A 24757-nucleotide genomic window follows, 5' to 3' on the forward strand; every position below is an offset into this window, starting at 1 on the left:
TCAAGTGCAGATCTGCGTAGAGATTGCACTTGAGTGCAGATGATGTCAAGGCCTCGACGGGTCCGGCACCTGCTCGGTGACGCCGCCCTCGAGGTCGAGGACGCTGGCGTCGACGGTCGGGTGCAGGCCGCGCAATGCGGACGTCTCGTCGATCTCGCGCTGGGACAGGACCGGTCGTGCGAGGATCATGCCCGCGATCGTCAGGACCTGGCCGAGGGCGATGAAACCCGCGACCAGCCACGGCGCGCCGTCCAGGGCCAACGCGAGAGCGCCCGCGATCAGGGGTGCGGGCCCGGCGACGACGCCGCCCTGCAGCTCGCGTGCGGAGATCATGCCGGACCCGCGGTACTGCGGCCGGAACAGCGGAGGCATGAGGACCATCTGCGTGGAGCTGCAGCAGCTGTAGGTGAAGCACCACAGCAGGCAGGAGGCGAGGACCACCAGCCCGAAGTTCCCGGTCTGGGCCAGGAGGAAGTAGCCGAACGCGATCGGGATCCCGAGGATCGACCCGATGTAGAGGACCTTCTTCGCGCCGATGCGATCGGACAGCCAGCCCCAGAAGATCAGTGCGGGGACCCCGACCAGCATCATGATCAGCGTTGCCGTCAGGGCCTGGGTGGCGGACAGGCCTACCGCGGTCTTGAGGTAGTTGATCCCGAACACCTGGGCGATGTATCCGCCGATGGACAGGGCGCAGGGCATCAGGAACGCCGCGGCGAAGTTGCGGGGGTCGTCGCGGAAGGCCACGGCGAGTTGACGGAAGGGGTTGAGGTGGGCGCGGTCGGCGCGTCCGTCACGGCGCTCCTGCTCGACCCGTCGGAACTCCGGGGTCTCGTCCAGCTTCCGGCGCAGTAGCACGCAGACGACGGTGAGCACTGCGGCGAACAGGAACGGCAGTCGCCAGCCCCAGCTCAGGAACTGCGTGGGAGTGAGGGTCGAGCTCAGGATCGTCAGCACCAGGAGCGCGGAGGTCGAGCCGAGGATCGCGCCCACGTTGAGGAACGAGCCCTTGAACGCCTTGTTCCTCCGGGGCGTCGACTCGTTGACGAAGATCATCGCGGCGCCCAGCTCGGCGCCGGCGCCGAAGCCTTGGACGAGGCGGAGCAGGACCAGCAGGATCGGCGCCCACACGCCGATCGTCGCGTAGGACGGCAGCAGTCCGATCGCTGTGGTCGCGACACCCATCAGCAGGATCGAGAAGACCAGCACCGGTCGCCGCCCCCAGCGGTCGCCTGCGGCACCGAGGACGATGCCGCCCAGGGGGCGGGCGGCGAAGCCCACGGCGAACGTCGCGAAGGTGGCGAGTACGGCGAACGAGCCGGCTTCGGCGAAGAACAGAGGCGCGATGACGAGCCCGGCCGCGAAGGCGTAGAGCGCGTACTCGTACCACTCGATGAACGTGCCTGCCGCGGCCGCGGTGACGACGCGCGCCGATCTGCGCACCGGCGCTTCCCGAGGTGGGCGTGAATCAGCTGAGGGGACTGACGTCATGGGAACTCCTGGTCGTGGTGGCGGCGGGTGTCGTCTCCCCGACCTCGATCCGCGGACTCACGTGTCCGGACGGGACCGCGGCGGGGTGCGACATCGTCGTCTGTCAGGGCGAACGCTCACGCGTGGCGGCTGTCGGTTGAGGTGTTCTCCGGTCACACGGACGGGCTCCGGGAAGCTGATGCCGTTGGAGAATGTTGAATGAACTGGAGTTCGCGCCGTTCGACATCGGCATGTCACTCCCTTGTGACCGGCGCGCAGTTGCACTGTGGTGCAGCATCGACGTGTGAGGTAGGTTGCACTTCAGTGCAAGACCTGTCAAGTGTCGGGTAGGGGGTAGATCGATGGCGACTGCGACGGAAGCGGGCGCCATGACGCAGCGTGCGCTCGCCACGCGAAATCTCCTGTACGAGGCCGCGGCAGAGCTCTTCGTCGAGCGTGGCTACGAGAACACCACCATGTCGGACATCGCCGAGCGCGCGGGCACCTCTCGTCGGACGGCCTTCAATCATTTCCCCAGCAAAGGTGACATTCCGATGCTGTGGACGCGCCTGCGTGCAGACCGTGCCGTGGAGAAGATCGCCGAGTCCGCGAGCGCTGACGCGCTCGAGCGGATCCGCTCCTACTTCCGCCTCCTGGGCGACATGATCACCGCTGAACCCGAACTGTCCCGTCAGATGCTGCTCGGGTGGACCGCGGCGACCGGCCCGATCCGCTACGAGTCCCAACTCCTCACCGATCTGACGCCCCTGCTCGAACAGGGCAGGGAGCAGGGGTGCATCGCGCCGACCGTGGATGTCGCCGAAGCTGCCCGCACCCTCAGCGACGTCTACCTCGGCGCGGTCTTCCGCTGGGTCCGCGACCAGGAGGCATCGGAGACGCTGCAGGCCGTGGCGGGAGGTGGCATCGAACTCGTCCTCTCCGCAATCAGGTCTCGTAGCTGACCTCGGGGCTTCTTCACGATCGGGACCGGTCTCGATGAAGGCGAAGGGCGATCCGACGGCGGGTCGAGTGAGGTGTTGCGGCGGGTCTGGGCCTCTCCGTCAGCGGCCAGAAGGCGGTACCGGGCGGCGCAGACAGAACTGGATGCCTCTGCGGTCCGCTACGCCGAACCGGTGGTTCCCCCGGAGAATCTTGGGGTCGCGGGAGTGTTTTGGCTGGTCGAAGACTTATCTGGGCTTCTCGATCATCAGCGGAGATGGTCGTTCGTCACGGTGGTCGCCCGTGAGCGGTGACCGGCGGGTCGGCGATCACGCCGCTGCCGTCTGGCCGGCGAGTAGTGCGCCATCAACGCAGGGAGGCAGCGTGCCCGCGACGCGGACGGCACGGCTGCTCACCGGCTCGGTCGACGGACCGCCTGTGCGCCGTGACCGGCTGATCAGAACTGCTGCCCGCCGCCGTCGATGAAGGTCGTCGTGGCGAGAACGAAGCTGCTCTGCTTGGACGCGAGGAAGGCGACCACGGAGATCACCTCCTCGGCCGTACCCATGCGGCCGGAGGGACCAGCGCGGCGAACCCGGCTTTCACGACCTCGGCGTCATCGGCGTCGACCATCGCGGGTATGGCAGGGGTCTCGATCGTGCCGACCGAGATCGTGTCGACCCGGATGCCTCGACCTAGGAGCGCAGGGCAGCGTTGGACGTGGCATAGGTGCCGAACGCCTCGACCCCGTCGTCCGCGCGGACCGAGGAGTTGAGGATGACCGACGCCCCGTCGTTGAGCAGCGGGAGCGCCTTCTGCACGGTGAACACGTGCCCCGCATGTTGGCGCCGAAGATCCGCTTGTAGTGCTGCTCGGTGATCTTCGTCGGGCTGGTGTCCCCACTCGCCTCGCCGGACGCCGCGGCTCACGGGGCACTCGATCGTCTGCGACAGGGTTGGTTGCTCCGCCGAGCGCGCCTTGCGTCGGCACCTCGACACGTACGGGTTCTCGCACAAGCAGCAGTCGTCGCGGTCAGCCGCCGTGCCGAACCCTGCGCAACTCGACCCGGGTCGGAACTCGTGGGCGGCGGATTCTCGGATCGGGCCGGTAGGACCGGACTGCCAGCCGTGATCAGCTGACTCCTCTCTCCACTTCGGGGCAGAATGGCACTCGCAGTGATCTTGTGAACGCGAAGCAGGCCAGAGCGACAACGCTCTGGCCTGCAGCTTTCTGTGCGCCGCGAGGGAATCGAACCCCCAACCCGCTGGAGGGGAGTCGGGTGTTCCATCACCTGCCTCGATCCTCATTCATGCTGGTGAGAGCCGCATTCCCGCGCTGACGATCTTGGCTGATGTTCAGCAGGTGGGGTCGTGATCGGCAGTAAGCGGTGACCAAAACGGTTACCGCCACTAAGCGAGAAGCAGGATTGAGCGGCCATCTCCGCCGGGCGCCTCTCGTCTTGGTCGCTGGAGCAGGCCGGTGCCGACGCGTCGTCAGGCCTCGACACTCACCCGAGCCCCCGGCCGCCGTTGACCGGGAGAACCTGGCCGTTGATCCATGACGCCTCGTCGGAGAGCAGGAAGGCGACGGCTGACGAGACGTCGTCGCGCACGCCGAGGCGGTTCGACTGCACGCGGCTGAGGACCTCCTCCTTGTAGGAATCGGAGTTCAGGGCGGCGGACTGTTCGGTCAGCACGAGCCCCGGCGCGACCGTGTTGCAGCGGATGCCCTGCTTGCCCCACCCGATCGCGATGTGCTTGCTCAGCGCGAGAATGCCCGACTTGGAGGCCCCGTAGGAGAGGCGGTTGGCGTCGCCGTAGAGGACGAGCCGGAGATGGTGTTGACGATCGCGCCGCCGCCGCTCTCCAGCAGTGCCGGGATGGTGTGGCGGGCCATGAGGAAGTAGCCGGTGAGGTTGACCTCGAGGCTGCGCCGCCACACCTCCAGGGGCACGGTGACGACGTTGATGTCGCGGCCGAGGGTCTGCTGCGAGGTGTCGGCGGCGACGTTGAACAGGCCGTGGATCGCGCCGTAGGCCTTGGTCGCCACAGTGACGAGCTCGGCGCAGGAGGAGTCGTCGCTGATGTCGAAGACCGCGCCGACGCCCTCGCCGCCGACCTCGCGGATCTCGGCGAGCGTGCCGTCGACCCCGGGACCGCTGAGGTCGCCGACGACCACCCGGGCCCCCGCGCCCGCGAGCCGGACGGCGGCGGAGCGGCCGAGGCCGGAACCGCCGCCCGCCACGAGGACGACCTTGACCTTCATCCTGCCGCCCATCTCAGGCCGCCTTCAGGCCGGACGGGGATGCTGGTGAAGCCCCGCAGCGTGTTGTTGAGCATCGGCACGGGCTCGCCCGCACGCTCGATCGCGAAGACCTTGCGCGCCAGGGCACTGATCAGCGACTCGGCCTCCAGCCGAGCGATGGGCTGGCCGATGCACTGGTGGATGCCGCGGCCGAAGGTCAGGTGGCCTCCGCTGGACTGCCGGTCGATGTCGAAGGTGTCCACGGTCGGACCCCAGCGCTCGGGGCCTGGTTGGCCGACCCCACGAGCAGCATCACCTTCTGCCCCTCCCGGATCGGGATGCCGCCGATCTCGCTGTCCCGCGAAGGGGTGCGGTAGTTCTGCCGCACCACGCTCTCGAAGCGCAGCGCCTCCTCGTAGGCGAACTTGGCCCGGCGCGGGTCGGCGACGAGCTCGGCGTACTCGGCGGGGTGAGTGGCGAGGGCGTGCAGGGTCTGCGCGATGCTGTGGATCGTCGTGTCGATCCCGGCGCCCAACAGCGACCGCACAAGGTTGGCGGCCTGGTGGGGGTGAGCTCGCCGGCATCGGCGGCCTCCCAGATCGCGCTGCCCACGGTGCCCGGCGACACGGACTCGCGGGCGCACCCCTCGGTGATCCAAGAAGGGCCTGGCGGACGCGCAGGCGGACCTGGCGCGCGCCGATCAGCGGAACCTGGACGCCCACTCCGACCTCCGAGAACCGTGGTCGCGGTGACTGAAGCTGCGTCGCAGTGCTGCGCCACTGCTGAGTTCGTTCGTAAACCGGGATCCGGTGGCGTGAGGGCCGTCGTCATCTCGCCCTCGGCTCTACTTCGCTGTGGGCCGAGACCGTCCTTCAGGACCGAGGAGACATCCGAATCCTCGCCGAGGCGGCGGCTGCTCCGGGCGGAGCCGAGCTACTCGCAGAGCTTCGCCCGGACCTCCTCGGCTCAGCAATCATTTCACGATGACCTCGCCAGCCGGCGTGGCAGATCAGGGCGCAGGCGAGGTGGAGCAGCCGAGTGTGGACGTCGGCACGGCGTTCGTAGCGGGTCCACAGCCGCTTGAATTCGGGCAGCCAGGCGGATCTCGCCGACTCGGAGGCCGGAGCCGAAGGCGAAGCGGATGAGGTCGGGCATGTCGTGCGGACGGCGGCCTGGTCGGTGTCGGTGAACTCGAGGAGGCGGCCTGGTTGAGCACGGCCTGGCGCATGACGCCGCTGACGATTGCGGATCATGCGGCGGGTGTATGCGGTGTGCGCCGGTCGCTCCTCCAGGGGCCGTCGGAGGGGGGCGTGAAAGATCTTCTCTGTGAGCTCGGGGGCGCGGCGCCGGAGGTGGTTGCGGCGGTTCGCTCGGATGTGTGCGAGATCGAGAGACAGCTGTTGGCCATTGCTCTGCTGCTTCGGCATGTTGATGCCACCACCCTGCGTCTCTAACGCGCGACGTCGAGCAGCAGTTTGTGGCGGGAGTGCGGCGGCGATGGCCCTTCGGGGTGCGACCGCCCTGAGGAGGCGTCGTCGGGGCGGCCGCGCCGGTTGCGGGTCGTCGAGGGGCACCGCGTGACCCCAGCGTTCCCGAACTTCCCTGTAGGACGCGCCGACCCCATGCTGGGGGGCAGTTAACACGTGAAGGTCGGAGTCGTGTGCGGGTAGACATGAGGTCGCCGGGGCGCAGGGTCGCCTGCCGGTGCTCCGGCAGTGTCGCCACCAGCGGCATCGGCAGGCCGGCCCCTCCCCCGGCCACGGGCTGATCTCGGGCTACATCGCTGGGTGCAGCATGCGGCGCGTCGCGATCCTGTCGTCGCCGCGGCGTTCCTGCGCGTGGTCAACCTGATGTCTCCGCCGCCGAGCCTGATTTCCCCGGCCATCGCCGTGCGCGTCCTGCGCGGGGGTGTCCGCAAGCCCGCTCCCGTGCCGGTGGGAGCAGGTCCTCCGCCAGCCAGGGCTCTATCTCGTGAGGCCCGCGAATCACGCTGATGGACCCGTTGCGTTCGAGCACGGCGCAGCGAACCTCACCGCGGTGCGCGACGCCCGCCTGGCGCAGCCGCTGCCGCAGGTCGTCCGCGGTCACGCCACTGCGGCGGCATGCCTCGCGGTTCCACTCCCCGTCCCGGACCAGCACGACCGGGCGGGGGGACAGGACCGCCGACACCAGGCGTCGGCGGAGGATGCCCCGGCCGATCCGCTGGAGCGCGAAGAGCACGACGAGCGCGACGGCTCCGGCGGCCGCGGTCGGCTCCACCGGCAGCACCGTCCGGCCGGCGACGGCGCCGACCCCGATCAGGCAGGCCGTGTCGAGCGCCGAGGTCGGGACCAGGCTCCGCTGACCGCTGACCCGGATCAGCAGGACGAGCAGGAGGCAGACACCCACCGTCACGGCGGCGACGGTCAGCAGCGTCGGGGCGTCCACTCCCAGCTCGGTGGGCATCAGGCGGCCTAGCGGCGAGCCGCCGGCGCGCCACCCTCCCAGGCCGCGCGGAGCAGCTCGAGCGCCGCCGGCCGGTCGATCGGCCGGGGGTTCGGGTACGGCGTGGCGACGACGATGTCCGCCGCCTCGGCGAGATCGGCCTCCCGCATTCCGAGCTGCCGCAGCGAGCTGGGCGCCCCGGCGTCCGCCACCAGCGCAAACACCCCCGCTGCGGCGTCGGACACGCCGAGGGCGGCCGCGACCGCGTCCATCACCGCCGGGACCGCCGGCGCGTTGTAGGCGACGACGTGGGCGAGCACGACGGTGTGCGTGGCGGCGTGGGGAAGGTCGAACGTGCCGCCCAGCACGTGGCAGAGCTTGTGGTGCAGGCCCATCCCGACCGCCCCGAGGCAGGTCCCGGCCAGCCACGCGCCCCGCAGCAGGTCGGCGCGGACGGCGAGGTCCGCCGGCGCGCCCGGCACCTGTCGGATGCCCCGGCTCAGGTGCCGGATCGCGTCCGTCGCCCACCCGTCGACGACCGGGTTGGCCTGCGGTGAGTAGAGCGCCTCCACGGCGTGGGCCAGCGCGTTCATCCCGCTCGTGACCGACATCGGCACGGGGAGGTGCCGCGAGAGCTCCACGTCGTAGACGACCGTCTCGGGGAGCACGGCAGGATCAGAGCGGGTTTGCTTGCGTCCGTCGACGGTCTCGCCGAGCACCGGGGTCACCTCGGACCCGGCGTAGGTGGTCGGCAGGACGACCTGGTCGACCCCGGTCCGCAGGGCGAGCGCCTTGGCCAGGCCGGTCGTCGATCCGCCGCCGACCGCGACGACGGCGTCGGCTCGGCTCTCCTCGAGGACCGCCAGCGCCTTCTCGGTGACATCGACGGGGGTGTGCATGGCGGCGCCGTCGAAGCGGCCCACGCAGAGCGGCCCGAGCTCCGCGGCCACCCGGTCGCCGAGCTCGGCGATCTCCCGGCTCGCCAGGAGCAGGACCCGGGACCGGCCGAGCCGGTCGACCTCGGCGGCGACGCGGTCGGCCATGCCGGCGCCGAACAGGACCCGGTAGGGCAGCGCGGTGAACTCGAAGGAGGGGATCGCCGCCGCCGTGTCGCTGCTCCCGGTCATCGGGACGCCTGCGCCCGGGCGTCGGCGAGGATCGTCCCGCCCACGTTGACCTCCGTCGCGGGGACCTCGACGATCCACACCCGGAACGCGGTCTCCGGCGTGCCGGTGACCTCGGACGCCACCCGCGAGACGCGGGTCAGCAGCTCCCGCTTGCACGCCTCGTCGTGCCCCTTGCCGATCGTGATCTGGATGAACGGCATCAGGCCACCGGCTTCGTCAGGCCGCCGTCGACGCGCAGGACCTGTCCGGTGATGTACGAGGCGCGATCCGACACCAGGAACTCGACGGCCGCCGCGATCTCCTCCGGGCGCGCCCAGCGCCCGAGCGCGATGCCCAGGGCCGCCACCATCCCGGCCCGGACCTCGTCGGAGGACCGGCCCTGCTGCTCGGCCATCGCGTCATGCCGGGCGAGCCAGCCCTCCGTCGCCGTCATCCCGGGCGACACCGCGTTGACCCGGACCCGGCGCGCCGCGGCCTCCGCGGCCAGGAAGCCGGTCAGCGCGACGACGGCGGCGTTGGTCATGCCGGTAATCGCGGCGCCGGCGATCGGGGTGTGCGCGGTCGCGCCGGCGACGTTGACGATCGCGCCGGTTCCGCCGTCCTCCATCAGGGGCAGCGCGGCCTTGGCCACCCGGGTGAAGCCGCGCAGCTTCACGTCGAGGGCCGACCCGAGGGCCTGGTCCTCGAGGGCGGCGATCGGCGCCGACGCCAGCTGGGGACCGGCGCAGTTGACCACGATGTCGAGCCGTCCCCGCCAGCGGTGGGCCGCCCCGACGACGTCGGCCACGGACTGCTCGTCGGTGACGTCGCCCGCAAGCGCGAGGGTGTCACCGGGGATGCGCGTGGCGGCGTCCTTCACGGACGCGTCGTCGCGGGCCAGCAGGACGACCCCCGCCCCCTGCTCCCCCAGGGCTCGGGCCACGGCGAAGCCGATACCCCGGCTCGCTCCGGTGACGAGCGCGGTTCGTCCGGTCAGGTCAGCGCCGGTGCTCATGTCATCTCCGATCACGGGTGGCGGCCACGTGCCGCGGGTCCCGGACACTCCATCCGGCAGGGCCGAGCCCGGCAACGCCGGCTAACAGCCGGGGTCACAGCACGCCCGCGGGCCCGCCCGGCGGCTTCCCCGGCGTTCACGGGCGGACCACGAGGATCACCGCGATCGCGAGGACGGGAGCGGAACGTGGAGCAGCCCACGGTCGAGGTCACCGACGTCGGGGCGGTCCGCCGCCGGGCCCGGGCCGTCGCCATCGGCGTGTTCGACGGCGTCCATATCGGACACCGGCAGGTGATCGCCGACTGCGACACCGTGCTGACCTTCGACCCGCACCCGTTGGCGGTCCTGCGGCCCGGCGCCGCTCCGGCCCTGCTCACCACGGTGCCGGCGAAGGTGCGCAGGCTTGCTGCGCTCGGTGTCCGCGAGGTCGTCGTCCTGCCGTTCGACTCGCGGTGGGCGGCGGTGGCCGCGCCGGCCTTCGTCGACGATCTCCTCGTGGACCGGCTCGGCGCCCACACCGTCTCGGTGGGCGCGAATTTCCGGTTCGGTGCCGGCGGTCAGGGCGGGGGGCACACCCTGCGCGGCGACACCCGGTTCCGGACGCGCATCGCGCCGCTGGTGAGGTCGGCCGCGGGCGTGGTCTCGTCCACCCGGATCCGGGCCTCCCTGTCGGCGGGCGACCTCGAGCAGGTGACCCGACTGCTGGGGCGCCGGCACACGCTCACCGGCCGGGCCGGTCCCGGCGGCACCGTGGTCGTCGATCCCGGTCTCGTGGTGCCGCCCGCCGGGCGCTACCGGGTGATGGCGAACGACCGCCCGACGGGCGCGGTGATTGACGGCGCCGGCTGCCTCACCGTCGACGACCGGCTGAGCGGCCAGGTCGAGCTCGTCCTCCTCCAGCGGGACGGCTGTTAATCGGGGCGAAATCGAGGGTTGCACGGTCCCCGGCGCACCGCCGAAGCTGTGGGACGGCTCCGCGCCGAGGCGGCGCCGCAGGGGGTGCAGATCCGGTGGCAGAGCACGATCCCGTCGCCCCGGCCCCGCGTCGCGCCATCATCCGCCGCAAGATCACCCCGCCCGCCCTGGCCCGGGACCTCGTCGCCCGGCCCCGGCTGTCGCGGCGGATCACGAACCTCGTCGACCGCGGCGGCACGCTCACCGTCTACGCCGCGGCCGGATCGGGCAAGACGACGGCCGTGGCCGCCGCCCTGCAGACCCTGGACCGGCCGACCGCGTGGCTCTCGCTCGACGGCAGCGAGGCCGCCGCGGGCCGCCTGCTCCTCTACCTCGAGGCGGCCGTCGAGACGCACGCGCCCGACGCCCAGGGCGTAGCCACCGATGCGCTCGCGGCCCGCATCCCGGCCGGCGAGGCAGCCGGGCTGCTCGCCGAGAGCCTGCACGGGTCCGGGCTGGTGCTCGTGTGCGACAACGCCGAGCGGGTGGCGGGCAGCGGCGAGGCACTCGCCGTGCTCTCCGCGCTCGCCCGCTACGCACCGGCCGACGTGAGCATCGTGCTGATCTCACGGACCCTGCTGCCCCTGGACCTCGGGTCCACCAGCGAGCTGGCGCGGGTGTCCCAGCTGAGCGGTGCCGAACTCGCCTTCGACCTCGACGAGGTGGTCGCGGCGCTGGAGCTGACCGGGCGGGGGCCGGACGCCGCCGCGGACACCCTCCGGCTCACCGGGGGCTGGGTCGCCGGCGTGCTGTTCAGCCAGGGCACCGCCGCTGGGGCCGCCCCCGACCACATGCGCAACTACCTCACGGCCCACGTCCTGGCCGACCTCCCGCCGGACGAGCGGCGGTTCCTCGTCCGGACCAGTCTGCTCGACGAGGTCACGGTCGACGCCGCGCAGGCGCTCGGGCTCGACGACTGCGCCCAGCTGCTCGCCCGGCTGCGCGACCGGCACCTGCCCGTGACCTGGACGTCGGACCGCACCATGATCGTGAGCCCACAGCTGCGCGATCACCTCCGGGAGATGCTCTCGTACGAGGAGGCCGCCGAGCTCCGCGAGATCCGGCTGCGCCACGCTCGGCTCCTGGTGCAGCGCGGTGAGCGGGAGGAGGGGGTGCACGCCCTGCTCCACATCGGCGCCGTCGACGAGGCCTGGGCCCAGGCGGCGGAGCTGCTCCCGGGGCTGGTCGAGCGGATGGACTTCCGGCCGGCGGCGCGCTGGCTGGATCTGCTCGGAGCGTCGAGCCGCCCCCCGACCCCGGCGATCGCCGCAATCGTGCTGCGGGTCGCGTTCGCGCTGGAACAGCCCGGCCGCGCGGTCGAGCTCCTCGACCGGCACGGCTGGGAATGGGTGACGGCGCTGGGCGGGTGCGACCAGCCGTCGAGGGACGAGGCGTTGGTCCTGCTCACGTGGTGTCTCTGGCATGCGGGCCGGGTCGACGACGCCGTCCGCGTCGCCCACCATCTCGCGCCGGGCAGGGCCCGCGACATAGCTGCGACGGTGCTCGCCCTGAGCCTCGATCGGCCGCCGCCCCCCTTCCCGGCATTCGCCACCACGCCGTCGGGCCCGCTGGACAGCCTGCTTATGCGGCTCGCGTACATCCGGGGCCGGCTCGACGGCCTCGACTCGCCGGGGATGCACGGGCCGTGGCGCAGCGTGCTCGGCGCGCCCTGGGTGATCGCCGGGCTGCGCGCCACGGGGCGGATCGAGCAGGCCATGGTGGTCTACGAGGCGCACCGCCAGCAGTCGCAGCCGCTGTGGCTGCACGCTCTCGACGCCACGGAGCTGATGCTCGACCTCGGGCGCGGGGCGGACGCGTGGGATGCGCTGCAGCGTGGCGGGGAACTGGCCGCAGCCACGAGTTCGGAGATCTACGCCAGCCTGGTGCTGCTGATGGAGGCGAAGGTGTGCCTCCGGCTGCACAAGGACCCGGAAGCGGCCATCCGTGCCCTCGACGAGGCCGAGGCCCGGGGCGCCGGCCGCCACGGGTTCACCCGCGAGCTCGCGCACCTGTGGCGCGGGCTCGCGCTCCTGCTCCAGGAGCGGCACTCCGCAGCCGCGGAGCTGCTGGCCCGGGCCCTGGAGAGCATGCAGCGCAGCGACCGGATGCTCGACGTCCCGACGGCGGCCTGCTATCTCGCCGAGGCGCGCTGGCACCTCGGCGACGAGGACGGGTCGGACGCGGCGGCGGAGCTGGCCATCACCGTGGCAGGGGAGCGCGGGTCGATGCACCTGCTGCTCACGGCGCTCGCCGACGTCCCCGCCGTCGCCGTCCGCGGCGCCGACACCGAGCCGAGTCGGACGTCCCGGTGGCACGACCTCACCGCGCGCCTCACCGGGGGCCGCCACCTCACCCTCACCGGCCGCGATCCCCGCCTGGTGCTCGACGAGTTCGGCGACCCGGAGCTGCGCCTCGACGGCTCCCCGGTGATCCCGCGGCTGCGCAAGAGCGTGGAGCTGCTCGCCTACCTCCTGGCCTCCGACGAGCGGGTCGCCACCCGCAAGGAGCTCCTCGACGCCCTGTTCGAGTCCCGCAACGAGGCCGCCGGCCGCAGCTACCTCCGCCAGGCGCTCTACCGCCTGCGCGAGGTCCTCCCCGACGAGGTCGTCCCGACGCTCGATGGCGACCGCTTCCGGCTCGCCGGACCCGACCTGGTGACCAGCGCCACCGCGGCGACCCTGGCGACCCTGGCCCAGGCCGACCACCAGGACGGCGAGACCCGGCTCGCCACGTTGGCGCAGGCGATCGAGCGCGCCGAGCGCGGCCCGTACCTCGACGGCTTCCCCGGGGGCTGGGCCGAGACGCGCCGCGCCGAGATCAGCGCACGGATCCGGGCCGCGCGGCTCGACCTGGCGCGCGTGGCGTTCCGGCTGGGCCGCTACCGCGAGGCCGTGGCGAACACCGATGCGGTGCTGCGCGCGGACCCCTTCAGCGAGCAGGCATGGATGCTGCGCATCTCGCTGGCCCAGGCCAGCGGCCAGGACGACCAGGTGCTGGCGTTCTACCGCCGTTACGTCGCCGCGATGCGGGAGCTCTCCGTCCCGCCCTCGGCCGAGATCCGTCGGCTGGTCACCCGGCTGCGCGCCTGACCGTCCAGCGGCTGGTTTCCCGACCGCTAACGACCCGGATGGCACCGTCGTGGGACGACGTTCGAGCTCCCACGGAGGCAGCGATGACCCTTCCCTCAGACGCGCTGGACCCGCGTCCGTCGGCGCCCCACTTCCGGCAGGCGATCTCCCACTTCAGCACCGGGGTCGCGGTCATCACCACCCTCACCCCCGAGGGTCCGGCCGGGATGACCGCGAGTGCCGTGGCGTCGCTGTCACTGGATCCGGTGCAGCTGCTCGTGTGCATCGGGAACACGCTCGCCACCCGGCGGGCGATCGAGGAGTCGGGGCGCTTCGCGGTCAACGTCCTCGGTCAGGGCCAGGAGCAGCTCGCGCGGCGCTTCGCCTCGCGCCGCGACGACAAGTTCGCCGACGTGGCGCTGCGGGCCGACCACGATGTCCCGGTCCTCGCCGACGCGATCGCGCACTTCGTCTGCTCCGTCGGGGCGGCGCTGCCCGGCGGTGACCACACGATCGTCGTCGGCGACGTCAAGACCTGCGAGTTCCGTCCCGGAACGAGCCCGCTGGTCTACTTCGCGAGCACGTTCGGCAGCCTGTGCGACCCTCGCGGGCACGCCCGCGAGGCCTTCCACTGGCAGCTGGCGTCGGTCCTGTAGGCGCGAGCGAGCGCCGACGTGAGCGGCAGCCCTCGACCGGCCGTCGTCCGCACCCGCCTGCGCCCGCCGGTCGCGCCCCCGCACACGCTGTGCCGCACCCGCCTGCTGGATGTCCTCGACGCCGGCGAGCAGGTCACCCTCGTCGCGTCGCCGCGGGGATCGGGCAAGTCCGTGCTGCTCGCACAGTGGGCCGCGGGTCGGGACCGCACGGCCTGGATCACCTTCAGTCGCCACGACGACTCCGCGCCGGGCGTGTGGCAGGCGCTGCTCGAGGCGCTACGGCCCTTCTGCGGCCTCGATCAGCCCGATCCCCGCCTGGCCGAGACCAGGTCCGTCGTGTTCGGCGAGCTCCTGCCCGCCGTCGTGAACGCGCTCGGCGCGGTGCGCGACCTGACCCTTGTCCTCGACGGGCTCGACGTCATCAACGATCCGCTGACCAGGCACTCGCTCTACGAGCTCGTCGAGCGGCTCCCGGCGCACGTCCGGGTGGTCCTCGCCACGGCGCGACCGCCGGGTGGGCCCGTCGCGATGCTGCGGGCGGCCGGCAGGCTCACCGAGATCACCGAGGACGACCTCCGCTTCGGCCGTGCCGAGACGGCCGCGCTGCTGTCCGCCGTCGCGGGGTTCCCCGTGGCCCCGTCCGAGGTGGACGACGTCAACGCCCGGTTCGACGGCTGGGCCACCGGCATCCGCCTGGCCGGCGCCGCGTTGCGGACCCTCGGGCGGTGCGCACCACTCCCGGAGTCCCTCGCGGAGGTGGAGGAGTACTTCTCCGCCGAGCTGCTGGAACGCGTCACGTCGGTGCAGCGCCGGCTCCTGCTCCGCTGCAGCGTGCTCGATGAGGTGACGCCGGACCGTGCCCGGGACCTGACCGGGTCACCCCGCGCCGGCGAGGAACTCCTCGTGCTGGCCGCGTCCACCCTCTTCCTCCGGCGGACGCCGCACGGTTTCCGGTTCCATCCAGCCCTGCAGCCCGTGCTGCACAGCGTGCTGGTCCGCGAGGAGCCCGACCGGGTTCCCGCGCTCGTGGGGCACGTGTCCGCCCGGGCCGAGGCGCATGCGGCCGGGGAACCGCTCTCGCCGCGAGAGCAGGCCGTGCTCCGCGCGCTCGCCGGCCCCCTCAGCCTGCGCGAGATCGCCGCCGAGCTGCACGTGTCCCACAACACGGTGAAGACCCACGTGCGGTCGGTGTTCCGCAAGCTGCAGGTGCACGAACGGCACGCGGCGGTCGTCGCCGGTCGCGCGCGGGGCGAGCTGAGCCGTCGTGGGCTCCCGGGCACGCGGGAGCCCACGACAGGGGTTCAGCTCGCCGCGGCGCGGGCGTCCTGGCGCCGCGCGTAGGCGGCCTGCTCCGAGTACGCGGTGTCCCCGCTGGGCTCGGGCGGAGCGATCCCGCAGACCTTCCGGGCGAGGTCGGTCAGCGGTCCGGACGGCGCCATCTCCGCGCGGTGCATCGTCAGCATGCGCACGGCCAGCAGTGGCGTGCCGTTGAAGTTCTCGAAGACGCTGATTCGGTCACCCCAGTCCGACAGGAACATGTCGCGGATCACGCGGCTGATCTTGAGCCGGTCGTGGGGGCGCCCCACCGGCCCCGTCTGGAGGGGCTCCAGCCACTTGCGCAGCTCGGGCCGCTCCCACTGCTTCTCCGTGGGGAAGATCAGCGCCGACCGGCCGGCCAGGTCCACGACCTCGTTCACCATCCGCGGGACGTGCTCGAGGTAGTGGGCCCGCCCGAAGTCGAACAGCAGCACGTTCGGCTTGTACAGCCCGCCCGGCGTGAGGAACCCCTCCTCCTCGCAGGCGATCAGGTGGGCACGCATCGTCTGGTGGAAGCCGACGAGCTGCGCGAGCCTGGTCTGCACCGGCGGCAGCTGGTAGGTCCCGATGTGCTCGGTGATCAGCATCCCGAGCCCGACCATGAGCTCCGCGCGCACCGCCTGGCGGATCAGCGCCTGGTAGTGCAGCCAGTCGAAGACCCGCTGCGGGTACAGCGCCGCGTGGGCGGGATTGCCGATGTGGAACACGCGCTCCCAGGGGATGAACACGTCGTCGAACAGCATCACCGTGTCGAGCTCGTCGCCGCGCGACGCCAGCGGATGCTCGTCGGCCTGCCCCTCCTTCACCGTGCTCTCACGGCAGATGAGAGTGACGCCGCGCTCGTTGACCGGCACGGCCGCGTAGATGATCTGCTCGGTCACGATACCCGGGCGGAAGAACACACCGATGTGGATGTAGTCGGCGAACGGCGTCCCCGTGCCGATCGCCTTCACCCCCCGCACGACGATCCCGTCGTCGCGGGTCTCCACGACCCGCAGGGCCGGCGACTCGGCCTGGGCGGTCTCGCGGGAGCGGTCAGTCTGCGGGTCGACGAACGCCGGTGCGGCGTTGAGGTCGCCCTCGCGGATGTGCTCCCAGAAGGCCGTGATCCCGGCTGTGAGGTCCCGCCCGCCCGTGCCGACGGACTGCTCGCTCCACGGAGTCGGGTCGTCCATGTAGGTCAGGAAGACGTAGTTGTTGACGTCGGGCGTCCGCGGCGCCGCCCCGGCGTCGAGTTCGCGGATCACCGTCTCGAGGTAGCGGCGCTTGCGGCGCAGATCATCCTTGCTCCGGTGCTGGAACCACATCATCGAGCGCCGCTCGCCGTCCTCGTCGACGAACGTCATGACGTCCTGGAGGTCGGGCCGATGGTGCAGATCGTAGAACTCGGCGATGCGCTGGGCGTAGTCCCGGGTCTTCGGGTGTGTCGCGACGTTGTCGATCAGCTCGTCGCCGACCCAGATGACCCGGCCGTCATCGAGGGCCTCGAGATACTGCTTTCCGGTGCGCAGCACGGCTGTCCCTTCGCTTCCGCGGCGCCGCCCCGACGGGGCGCCGACCTGCGCAGAGTCGCGCCCGACGGGGTGAGCCGACCGAGGTCACCCGGGGTGACATCGCGAGTGACGGTCGATTTCCCTGCGGGTCACGGCCCCGTCCCTACGCTCGCCGGCATGCCGGATCTGGACGAGAAGACGATCACCGAGGCTGTGCTGCGGGCCGGGTCCCACGGGTCCGACGAGCGGCTGGGCACGGTGCTCGGGGCGCTGGTTCGCCACCTGCACGACTTCGTCCGCGAGGTCTCGCTGACCGAGGCGGAGTGGGCGGCGGCGATCGGGTTCCTCACCCGGACCGGACAGCTCTGCACGCCGGACCGGCAGGAGTTCATCCTGCTCTCCGACGTGCTGGGGGTGACCATGCTGGTCGACGCTGTGGCCCACCGGCGCAGCCCGACCGCGACCGAGAACAGCGTCCTCGGACCGTTCTTCCGCGAGCACCGCCCCTCCTTCGAGGCCGGCGCCGACATCTCCGGCGGCCTGCCCGGAACCCCGCTGTCCGTGCAGCTCACCGTCGTGGACACCGACGGCGCACCGGTACCGGGCGCCGCCGTCGACGTTTGGCACGCCGACTCCGCGGGGCACTACGACTCCGACGTCGTCGGCCTCGAGGGTGCGGCGATGCGGGGCCTGTTCCACACCTCTGCGGACGGCCGGACGTCCTTCACCACGATCAGCCCGGCGCCGTATCCCATTCCGGACGATGGGCCGGTGGGCTCCCTGATGCGCGCGAGCGGCCGGTCGGTGATGCGGCCCGGGCACCTCCACGTGCGGATCGAGGCCCCCGGGTTCTCGACGCTGACGACCATGCTGTTCCGGGAGGACGATCCGTACCTCGAGAACGATCCGGTGTTCGGGGTGAAGGGATCGCTCGTCGCCCGCTACGAGACCCACGAGCAGGGCGAGGCCCTGCGCCACTCGTTCGTGCTGGATCGCGCGTAGCCGGCGTCGGATCCAGCTAGTAGCCGCTGTATCCGATCATGCACCGGTTGTCGTGTGCGCCCCGGCGCCGATCGTCACGGTCCCCATCGAGGACCGCGACTCCAGCTCGGCGGCGTGTTCCGCGCGCGCTGCGATCAGCGCTTCGTCGCGCCGCCCTCGAGCAGCAGCGGACCGCGCTCGCCACGGCCGCCCAGCAGCAGGCCACCGCGCACGCCCGCCAGCTCGCCGCGCTGCACCGCCAACTCGGCGCCTCCGACCTCGAGATCCGTGACCTCCGGGCACAGGCGGGCGCGGCCACCCTGCCCGCCGCGGGTGCTGGGAGCGCGGCCGAAGGTCTACTCGCTTCGGCTGGTGATCGACACGATCAGCTCTGTGCTGGCCACCGGGTGCGCATGGCGGCTGGTCCCGCAGGATCTCGCTCCGTGGAGTACGGCCTACCGCTGGTTCGCGGCCTGGACTGCCGATGGCACCTGGGCGCGGATCCACGACGTGCTGCGTGTGCAGGTGCGTCTGGCCGACGGGCGCGACCAGCCGTCGGCGGCGGTGTTGGACTCCCAGTCGGCCAAGAGCGCCGAAGGCGGTGAAGCCATCGGCTACGACGCGGGCAAACGCGTCCGCGGCCGCAAACGGCATCTGCTCGTGGACACCCTCGGGCTGTTGCTGCGGGTGGTGGTGCATTCGGCGTCGATGCAGGACCGGGCCGGGGCGAAACTCGCGCTCGACGGTGTGCGGGAGCGGTTCCCGCATGGGGCTGGTCCGGGTCGACGGCGGTTACGTCAACTCCGTCGATGCCGGCCTGGTCGACTGGGCCGCCCGGCACGAGGGGATCAAGGTCGTCGCGGTGCCCCGCAACGCCGACGTGAAAGGCTTCCAGGTGCTGCCCCGCCGGTGGGTGGTCGAGAGAACTTTCGGCTGGTTGACGAGGTGCAGACGGTTGGCACGCGACTACGAACGCAAGACTGCCCACGCCGAGGCGATGATCCAGGTCGCGATGATCCGGCTGATGGCCGCCCGGCTGGCCGGTGAGGCACTCCCCGCACCGACCAGCTCGGTTGACATCGGCGCAGCTCGCCGGCTAGCAGAAGATCTCGACAACTAAGCATCGAGGTTCCACAACACTCTCTTAAGTGCCCGTCTGTAGCCATCTGTTGACGCGAGGCAGGGTTGCGGGGCCGGCAGTGGAGCTCAGCTCGTCCGCCAAGTCCGCGACGGTGACTGCACCCAGGGACTCCCGCCATGCGCGGTCGGCGTCCCCCATCACGCGTGCAATTCCGCACGGGATCGTGCAGCTCTCGGCCGAGGCCGCGAGGGGGCCACGCTGTCGCACCTCGGTGCAGCGGAAGGCCGGTGTGGCGCCGTCGATCGCCTCGACGATCTGGAGCACAGTGATATCGGCGGCAGAGCGGGTCAGGAGGTAGCCGCCCGACTTGCCCTGTGTCGAGTGGATCAGTCCGGCGCCGGACAGGCTTTGTAGGTGTTTTGCGAGGTAGCTGGGAGAGACGTCGTGCAACTCGGCCAGCTTCGTGGCCGGGGTGGGCTCGGTGGCGGCGCTCAGGACGACGCAGCAATGCAGGGCCCACTCGACTCCACCGGACAGCTTCACCACCCCGATGCTACTTGACTCGGACATCCTATGTCCGAGTAGATTCGCGGACACAAGATATCCGAGTTGAGGAGTGGCCATGCGAATCGTCGTCGCGGGTGGGACAGGCTTGATCGGGACGGCTCTCGTGGAGTCATTGCGGGCCCAGGGGCATGAGGCGGTACCGGCGTCGCCGTCGACCGGTGTGGACACGGTCACTGGGGCTGGGCTCGCGGAGGTGCTCGCAGGCGCGTCGGTGCTGGTCGACGTGACGAACTCGCCGTCATTCGAGGACGGGCCGGTCATGGAGTTCTTCACCCGCTCGACCGAGCGGCTCCTGGCCGCTGGTCGGCATGCCGAAATCCAGCACTACGTCGCGCTGTCGATCGTGGGCACCGATGGCGTGCCGGACAGCGGGTACCTGCGGGCGAAGGCCGCGCAGGAGGCGCTCGTCGTCGCTGGAGGACTGCCCTACTCCGTGGTCAGGGCGACTCAGTTCTTCGAGTTCCTGGGACCGATCACCACAGGGTCGACGGTGGACGGGGTGGTCAGGCTTTCGACGGCCGACTTGCAGCCTGTCGCGGCTGCGGACGTTTCCGCAAGACTGGCGGAGATCGCGGTGGCGGGGCCGCGAAACGGTCGCGTAGACGTGGCCGGGCCGGAGCGAGGCTCGTTCGCGGAGTTCGTGCGACCTGTGCTCGTCGCCCAGGGCGATCCCCGACCGGTGGTAGCCAGTGACGAGACGACCTACTTCGGCGCTGTGCTCGAGAAGTCAGCTCTGGTTCCGGTCGGGGAGGCGTTGATCGGTTCGACAGACTTCGGGACATGGCTGGCCGGCCGGGCAGTGCGCGTCTGAGACCTGAACGGCGTCGAGCTGTCGCGCTGCGGCTGCAGTGCGGGCCGGCCGGAGTTCCCGGCCGGCCGCTTCAGTATCAGACATCCGGTCGGCATCGTTCGTCCGGTCCGTCAGTGCGAGCGGGCGGTTGTGTCGGAACGGGTCAACTCTGTCCAATCCGTCAGTCTTACCGTCCACTCATGCGTACCGAGGCTCTGATCGACGGATTCGCCCTTGCCTACGACCGCTCGGGCACCGGCCCGCCCGTGGTGCTGCTTCATGGATGGCCAGGCGATCGCACGGACTTCAACGACGTTGTCAAGGCGATGGGAGCGGACGGCAGCGACTTAATCCGCCCCGATCTTCGAGGGTTCGGTGAGTCGCACAAGCTCACGGGCGGTGACTACTCGGCGGATGGGCAGGTCCGCAGCGTCCTCGGGCTTCTGGACGAGCTTGAGATCGAGCATGCGGTCCTCTGCGGGTACGACGTGGGCAGTCGTGTAGCCCAGCTACTGGCCACGCGTCACCCCGAACGGGTTTCCGCCATGGTCCTTGCGCCGCCGCTGCCCGGGATCGGACGGCGGGTCCTGGAGCCCGATGCGGTTCAGGAGTTCTGGTATCAGAGCTTCCACCGGCTCGGACTCGCCGACGAGCTGGTCGACGGCCGCCTGGAGGCGGTTCGGGCCAACCTTCGCCACTTCTGGAACCACTGGTCGGGACCGGGCTTCGAGGTCTCGGCCGACCGGCTCGACCATCTGGCTGTCCGCTACTCGGCACCGGGCGCGTTCACGGCGTCGATCGGGTGGTACCGCGCCGGGGCGGCCACGGTCGTTCGCTCCCTCGCGGAGACGGCGCCCGAGCGACGGATCGTGGCGCCGACGGCGGTGCTTTGGCCCGAGCACGATCCGCTCTTCCCCCGGGCCTGGGCGGACCGGGCCGGGGAGTGGTTCGCCGATGCCGAGGTGTCGGACCTGCCGGGAGTGGGTCATTTCGTCCCTGTCGAGGCCCCGGAGGCGTTCGCCGGAGCGATCCGGCGGGCACTCGCCCGATGACACCGACCGCCGCGCCGGGGTGTCGGCGCGGCGGTCGGTGTCAGCCGGCTCGCTGGACCAGCTCAATGAGGCCACCCCAGGGTGGCGAGAAGTAGACCCAGAGTGAGGACTCGCTCCCCGGGACCGGGGCGGGGTCGGCCAGCGGACGGCCTCCCGCGAGCCCGACGAGACGCAGGGCCTCGGACATGTCCTCGACGGCGATGGCGAGATGGTGGACTCCGAGATCGGCCAGGCTCGGTGGCGCGGACTGCTCGACGCCAGCCATCTCGAACAGCTCGAGAGCGGCGCCATCGCCGAGCCTCAGCGTCCGTACCCGTTGGACGACGGTTCCGGGTGCGAGGCCGAGCCCGGCCTCGACCTCGGGTCCTGCGAGCGGCTCGGTGACGATGTCGGTGGCGACCCGGGCGCCGAAGGCCCGCGCGAAGAACTCAGTCGCCCTGTCGATGTCGGGGACCGTGAGCCCGACATGGTCGAGGTTCATCGGCTGAGGAACGGCAGGGTGGTGTCCCGAGCGCGACGCATGCCCTCGGGCAGAGGGAGGCGACGGTGTTCGTCCGACAGTATCTCGACCCCCCAGGGGCCGTCGAAGCCGAGGGTCCGCATGGCCTCCACCAGGCCTGCGACGTCGACCGCGCCGTCGCCTGGGTACCGGCGGTTGTGGACGGTATCGGTGAACAGGTCACCTCCCGTGGGCTCCGCGTCGGCGTCGGTGATCTCCACCGCCCAGACCTGGCCCTTCGGCACCGTCCGCAGCAGCTCCGACGTCGAGGTCCCGGCTCGCAGGACGTGCCAGAAGTCGACGAGCAGGCCTACGTTCTCGACGTCGGCCCGGGTGACCAGCTCGGATCCCCTCGGGATCGACTCGACCATCGACACCGCCGCCGGCTCGAGGACGATCCGGTGACCGCGCTGCGCCGTGGTCTCGCCGAGCCGGCGCAAGGGTTCGACGAGCGGAGCAAGATCGGGGATCGGCTCCTGGAATGCTGTGCCGATCTTGATGAAGGCGGCACCGAGCTCGTCCGCCGCGTCGAGCAGGACGTCCAGCGTGCGACGCGAGGCCTCGCCCGCCTCCCCGTCGCACCACCAGTCGGTAAGGAACTCGACCTCTACGTGGGTGATGCCGCCCGCCTCCAGCAGTCTGCGAAGGTCCTTGAGGGTTCCGGCGTCTCGCGCCGCGGAAAGCTCATCCTGAGTGAACCCCATCCCCGTCCAGCCGAGCTCGGCGAGGATCTCGATGCGGTCCGCATGGGAGTGCGGGCTCACCCACACCGGGTCCACGGGTGTCACGTCGCCCAGCACAGTCCAGGACGTGGCGACGAGAGGGTATCTGTTCATCGGGACATTCCCTTCCGAAGATCAGGCCAGCCGTGCGACGAGTGGGGCCCAGTCGTCGAGAAGCTGGAGGGCGCGGGCTTCGCTTACGGGTTCGAGAAGCAGCGCCACCCGCTCGGCGCCGCTGTCCCGGTAGGCATCGAGGACGTCGACCTCGTGCCCGCCGACGCCGAACACCGTCGTCGGCACAGAGGGCCCCCCGTCGAGCAGCGCCATCTGCTCCTTGACCGCCGCCGGATCGGGGGCGTTGCCCGCCATCCAGCCGTCCCCGATCGTGCGGGCGCGTCGGATCGCGGCGGGTCCCCAGCCGCCGACGTAGATGGGGACGTGCGGGGACTGGACGGGCTTCGGCCACGACCACAGAGGCGGGAAGTCGACGTGATCGCCGTGGAACTCGGCGACGTCGGACGTCCAGATCGTCTTGAGCGCGCGAATCTGTTCCTCCAGGAGCGCGCCCCGTGTCCGGGGGTCCGTCCCGTGGGTACGCATCTGCTCCCGGTTCCAGCCGGGGGCCACAGCGATGAGTGCCCGGCCATCGGCGAGCAGGTCCAGCGTGGCGACCTCCTTCGCCGTGTGGACCACGTCCCGTTGGGGGAGCAGGGTCACGGCGGTGCCGAGGGTGATCCGGTCGGTGACCGCGGCAGCCGCCGCCAGGGAGGGGAAGGGCGAGACGATGCGGGCGTAGTAGTCCGGCATGTCGCCCCCGGCCGGGTAGGGCGACTCCCGGCTCGTCGGGATGTGCGAGTGCTCGGGGAGCAGCAGGCTCTCGAACCCTCGCTCCTCGACGGCCCGGGCCAGTACTTCGGGCCGGATGCTCTGGTCGGTGAGGAACGCGCCGATCCCGATCTTCATCGAGCCTCCGCGGTCGGTGGGGGCACGAGGCCCGTACGGATGGGACGGGTCGATCGTCGCGGCGGCGGGACGTGCGGCTGTTGTCCCACGTTGGGACAAGAGCCGTCGTTGACAGTGGCGCGCCGCTGACGCAAAGTTCTGTCGACAGGCGACCGTCGCCCGAGGCGTGTCGCGATCGACGACGATCGAGGAGAGTGCCGTGGAGGCTCCGACCCGGACCGAGGCGACGAGTCCGCCCTTCGACACCGGTCTGCTGGACCGGCTGATGGAGGAAGCCGGGCTCGACGCGATCCTGGCGACCTCGAAGCACAACGTGCAGTACCTGCTCGGCGGCCATCGCTACTTCTTCTTCGACTACATGGACGCCATCGGAGTCGGCCGCTACCTGCCGGTCGTGCTGTACGTCAGGGGAGACGTCGGGGCGGCGGCGTACGTCGGCAACGAGACCGAGGGTTGGCAGCTCGACAACGCACCGTTGTGGGTGCCTACCGTCGAGCTGACCAGCTGGGGATCGGTCGACGCGGTCGAGTCCGCATTGGCCCACCTGCGCAAGGTGTGCTCTGCCGGTGCGACCGTCGGGGTTGAGCAGTCGTTCCTTCCCGCGGACTCGTTCGTCCGGCTCTCCCAGGAGCAGGACGTCACCCTCATCGAGGCGTTCGGTGTGCTGGAGCGGCTGCGTGCCCGCAAGAGCCCGGCGGAGCTGGCGATCGTCGAGCGGGCGTCGGACGCCATCGTCGACTCGATGACCGCGGTATTCGCCTCCCACGGCGCGGGTGCGACCAAGCGCGAGCTGGTCGCGGCGCTGCGCACCGAGCAGGTGCGCCGCGGCCTCACCTACGAGTACTGCCTGGTCAGCATGGGCTCGAGCTTCAACCGCGGTGAGTCCGACCAGGCATGGCAAGCGGGTGAGGTGCTGTGTCTCGACTCCGGGGGCAACCTCGGCGGCTACATCGGCGACCTCGCTCGTATGGCGGTACTCGGTCCGCCGGACGGCGAGCTGATCGACCTGCTCGGGGAGATCGAAGAGATCCAGCAGGCGACTCGCCTCCCGGTACGGCCAGGTGTCCGCGGGGGTGAGGTCTACGCGGCGGCAGAGGCCGCGATGGGCGCCACCCCTCATGGTCGGTCGATGTTCTTCGTCGCCCACGGCATGGGTCTGGTCAGCCACGAGGCGCCCCGGCTGACCTGCACGGGGCCGGTGCCCTACCCCGCGGACGACGCCGACCGCCCGCTCGAGGAGGGGATGGTCCTCTCGATCGAGACGACCCTGCAGCACCCTCGACGGGGCTTCATCAAGCTCGAGGACACGGTCGTCGTCACCGCTGACGGCCACCGCGCGTTCGGAGACGGCGCTCGGGACTGGACCGCCGCCGGCGTCTGACCGCTAGCATCGCTCGACTCGTCTGTGGAGGCCAA

At 71.2% G+C, this 24757-nt stretch carries 23 protein-coding genes and 3 pseudogenes; 10 read left to right on the plus strand and 16 right to left on the minus strand.

What is annotated here, in order from left to right:
* Positions 1-45 precede the first annotated feature (45 nt).
* Entirely contained in the window at positions 46-1443 is a 1398-nt protein-coding gene (locus ABD990_RS14985; protein ID WP_345381109.1) for an MFS transporter, read from the minus strand.
* A gap of 389 nt (positions 1444-1832) precedes the next feature.
* On the opposite strand from ABD990_RS14985, the gene ABD990_RS14990 reads away from it, so the two are divergent.
* Positions 1833-2432, plus strand: coding sequence for a TetR/AcrR family transcriptional regulator (locus tag ABD990_RS14990; RefSeq protein WP_345381110.1), 600 nt, complete (start codon positions 1833-1835; stop codon positions 2430-2432).
* A 434-nt stretch (positions 2433-2866) separates the two neighbouring features.
* Here the strand turns inward: ABD990_RS14990 and ABD990_RS14995 are convergent.
* From ABD990_RS14995 to ABD990_RS15045, 10 genes and pseudogenes are all read right to left on the minus strand, one after another.
* Positions 2867-2998 (minus strand): annotated as a pseudogene (locus ABD990_RS14995) (SDR family oxidoreductase); the annotation flags it as partial.
* A 106-nt stretch (positions 2999-3104) separates the two neighbouring features.
* Entirely contained in the window at positions 3105-3239 is a 135-nt protein-coding gene (locus ABD990_RS15000; protein ID WP_345381112.1) for a hypothetical protein, read from the minus strand.
* A 677-nt stretch (positions 3240-3916) separates the two neighbouring features.
* Positions 3917-4686 (minus strand): annotated as a pseudogene (locus ABD990_RS15010) (SDR family NAD(P)-dependent oxidoreductase).
* Complete coding sequence (locus ABD990_RS15015) at positions 4671-4916, minus strand: cytochrome P450 (RefSeq protein WP_345381114.1); 246 nt, start codon at positions 4914-4916, stop codon at positions 4671-4673. Before ABD990_RS15015 ends, ABD990_RS15010 begins: the two are co-directional and overlap by 16 nt.
* Complete coding sequence (locus ABD990_RS15020; protein ID WP_345381115.1) at positions 4871-5188, minus strand: cytochrome P450 family protein; 318 nt, start codon at positions 5186-5188, stop codon at positions 4871-4873. The genes ABD990_RS15015 and ABD990_RS15020 overlap by 46 nt, the downstream gene beginning before the upstream one ends.
* Positions 5189-5651: 463 nt before the next feature.
* A pseudogene (locus ABD990_RS15025) lies at positions 5652-5753 on the minus strand (IS5/IS1182 family transposase); the annotation flags it as partial.
* 742 nt (positions 5754-6495) lie between these two features.
* Complete coding sequence (locus ABD990_RS15030) at positions 6496-7098, minus strand: DUF421 domain-containing protein (protein ID WP_345381116.1); 603 nt, start codon at positions 7096-7098, stop codon at positions 6496-6498.
* Positions 7099-7106: 8 nt separating this feature from the next.
* Positions 7107-8204: a maleylacetate reductase gene (locus tag ABD990_RS15035; RefSeq protein WP_345381117.1), complete on the minus strand. Its 1098-nt coding sequence runs from the start codon at positions 8202-8204 to the stop codon at positions 7107-7109.
* Positions 8201-8404, minus strand: coding sequence for a tautomerase family protein (locus ABD990_RS15040; RefSeq protein WP_345381118.1), 204 nt, complete (start codon positions 8402-8404; stop codon positions 8201-8203). The genes ABD990_RS15035 and ABD990_RS15040 overlap by 4 nt, the downstream gene beginning before the upstream one ends.
* Positions 8404-9198 carry an SDR family NAD(P)-dependent oxidoreductase gene (locus tag ABD990_RS15045; RefSeq protein ID WP_345381119.1) on the minus strand — a complete coding sequence of 265 codons (795 nt, stop codon included), beginning with the start codon at positions 9196-9198 and terminating at the stop codon, positions 8404-8406. The genes ABD990_RS15040 and ABD990_RS15045 overlap by 1 nt, the downstream gene beginning before the upstream one ends.
* A gap of 186 nt (positions 9199-9384) precedes the next feature.
* Between ABD990_RS15045 and ABD990_RS15050 the strand changes: the two genes are divergently transcribed.
* The 4 genes from ABD990_RS15050 to ABD990_RS15065 all read left to right on the plus strand — a co-directional run bounded on the left by ABD990_RS15050 (position 9385) and on the right by ABD990_RS15065 (position 15217).
* The gene (locus ABD990_RS15050; RefSeq protein WP_345381120.1) at positions 9385-10113 is read left to right on the plus strand and encodes an FAD synthetase family protein; all 729 of its coding nucleotides are present in this window, start codon (positions 9385-9387) and stop codon (positions 10111-10113) included.
* A 95-nt stretch (positions 10114-10208) separates the two neighbouring features.
* Positions 10209-13241, plus strand: a complete 3033-nt coding sequence (locus tag ABD990_RS15055) for an AfsR/SARP family transcriptional regulator (protein ID WP_345381121.1) — start codon at positions 10209-10211, stop codon at positions 13239-13241.
* 83 nt (positions 13242-13324) lie between these two features.
* Positions 13325-13876, plus strand: coding sequence for a flavin reductase family protein (locus tag ABD990_RS15060; RefSeq protein WP_345381122.1), 552 nt, complete (start codon positions 13325-13327; stop codon positions 13874-13876).
* Positions 13877-13894: 18 nt separating this feature from the next.
* Complete coding sequence (locus tag ABD990_RS15065; protein ID WP_345381123.1) at positions 13895-15217, plus strand: LuxR C-terminal-related transcriptional regulator; 1323 nt, start codon at positions 13895-13897, stop codon at positions 15215-15217.
* Here the strand turns inward: ABD990_RS15065 and ABD990_RS15070 are convergent.
* Positions 15178-16707, minus strand: coding sequence for a 4-hydroxyphenylacetate 3-hydroxylase family protein (locus tag ABD990_RS15070; RefSeq protein WP_345381124.1), 1530 nt, complete (start codon positions 16705-16707; stop codon positions 15178-15180). The two genes, ABD990_RS15065 and ABD990_RS15070, sit on opposite strands and share 40 nt — an antisense overlap.
* 156 nt (positions 16708-16863) lie before the next feature.
* Here ABD990_RS15070 and ABD990_RS15075 point away from each other — a divergent pair, with 156 nt between their 5' ends.
* Together ABD990_RS15075 and ABD990_RS15080 are read left to right on the plus strand one after the other, a co-directional pair.
* Positions 16864-17688: a dioxygenase family protein gene (locus ABD990_RS15075; RefSeq protein ID WP_345381125.1), complete on the plus strand. Its 825-nt coding sequence runs from the start codon at positions 16864-16866 to the stop codon at positions 17686-17688.
* A gap of 267 nt (positions 17689-17955) precedes the next feature.
* Positions 17956-18787 (plus strand): IS5 family transposase gene (locus ABD990_RS15080; protein ID WP_425569603.1). Its coding sequence is split into 2 segments (ribosomal slippage): positions 17956-18434 and positions 18433-18787, totalling 834 coding nucleotides; the frame shifts between segments, so codons are not numbered across the junction.
* Between the two features lie 24 nt (positions 18788-18811).
* Here ABD990_RS15080 and ABD990_RS15085 read toward each other — a convergent pair.
* A complete protein-coding gene (locus tag ABD990_RS15085; RefSeq protein WP_345381126.1) occupies positions 18812-19291 on the minus strand; it encodes an RrF2 family transcriptional regulator in 480 nt (159 codons plus the stop codon).
* Between the two features lie 79 nt (positions 19292-19370).
* Here ABD990_RS15085 and ABD990_RS15090 point away from each other — a divergent pair, with 79 nt between their 5' ends.
* Positions 19371-20126 (plus strand): SDR family oxidoreductase, encoded by a 756-nt coding sequence (locus ABD990_RS15090; protein ID WP_345381127.1) that lies wholly within the window; start codon positions 19371-19373, stop codon positions 20124-20126.
* Between the two features lie 179 nt (positions 20127-20305).
* Positions 20306-21157 carry an alpha/beta fold hydrolase gene (locus tag ABD990_RS15095; RefSeq protein WP_345381128.1) on the plus strand — a complete coding sequence of 284 codons (852 nt, stop codon included), beginning with the start codon at positions 20306-20308 and terminating at the stop codon, positions 21155-21157.
* Positions 21158-21197: 40 nt separating this feature from the next.
* Here the strand turns inward: ABD990_RS15095 and ABD990_RS15100 are convergent, their stop codons facing one another.
* From ABD990_RS15100 to ABD990_RS15110, 3 genes are all read right to left on the minus strand, one after another.
* On the minus strand, positions 21198-21638 hold the full coding sequence (locus ABD990_RS15100; protein ID WP_345381129.1) for a VOC family protein: 441 nt from the start codon (positions 21636-21638) through the stop codon (positions 21198-21200).
* A complete protein-coding gene (locus ABD990_RS15105) occupies positions 21635-22435 on the minus strand; it encodes a sugar phosphate isomerase/epimerase family protein (protein ID WP_345381130.1) in 801 nt (266 codons plus the stop codon). The genes ABD990_RS15100 and ABD990_RS15105 overlap by 4 nt, the downstream gene beginning before the upstream one ends.
* 78 nt (positions 22436-22513) lie before the next feature.
* The gene (locus ABD990_RS15110; RefSeq protein WP_345381131.1) at positions 22514-23341 is read right to left on the minus strand and encodes an LLM class F420-dependent oxidoreductase; all 828 of its coding nucleotides are present in this window, start codon (positions 23339-23341) and stop codon (positions 22514-22516) included.
* Between the two features lie 199 nt (positions 23342-23540).
* On the opposite strand from ABD990_RS15110, the gene ABD990_RS15115 reads away from it, so the two are divergent.
* A complete protein-coding gene (locus ABD990_RS15115; RefSeq protein WP_345381132.1) occupies positions 23541-24722 on the plus strand; it encodes a M24 family metallopeptidase in 1182 nt (393 codons plus the stop codon).
* Positions 24723-24757 lie beyond the last annotated feature (35 nt).

The sequence above is a fragment of the Pseudonocardia yuanmonensis genome (genome assembly GCF_039542425.1).
Lineage (GTDB): Bacteria > Actinomycetota > Actinomycetes > Mycobacteriales > Pseudonocardiaceae > Pseudonocardia > Pseudonocardia yuanmonensis.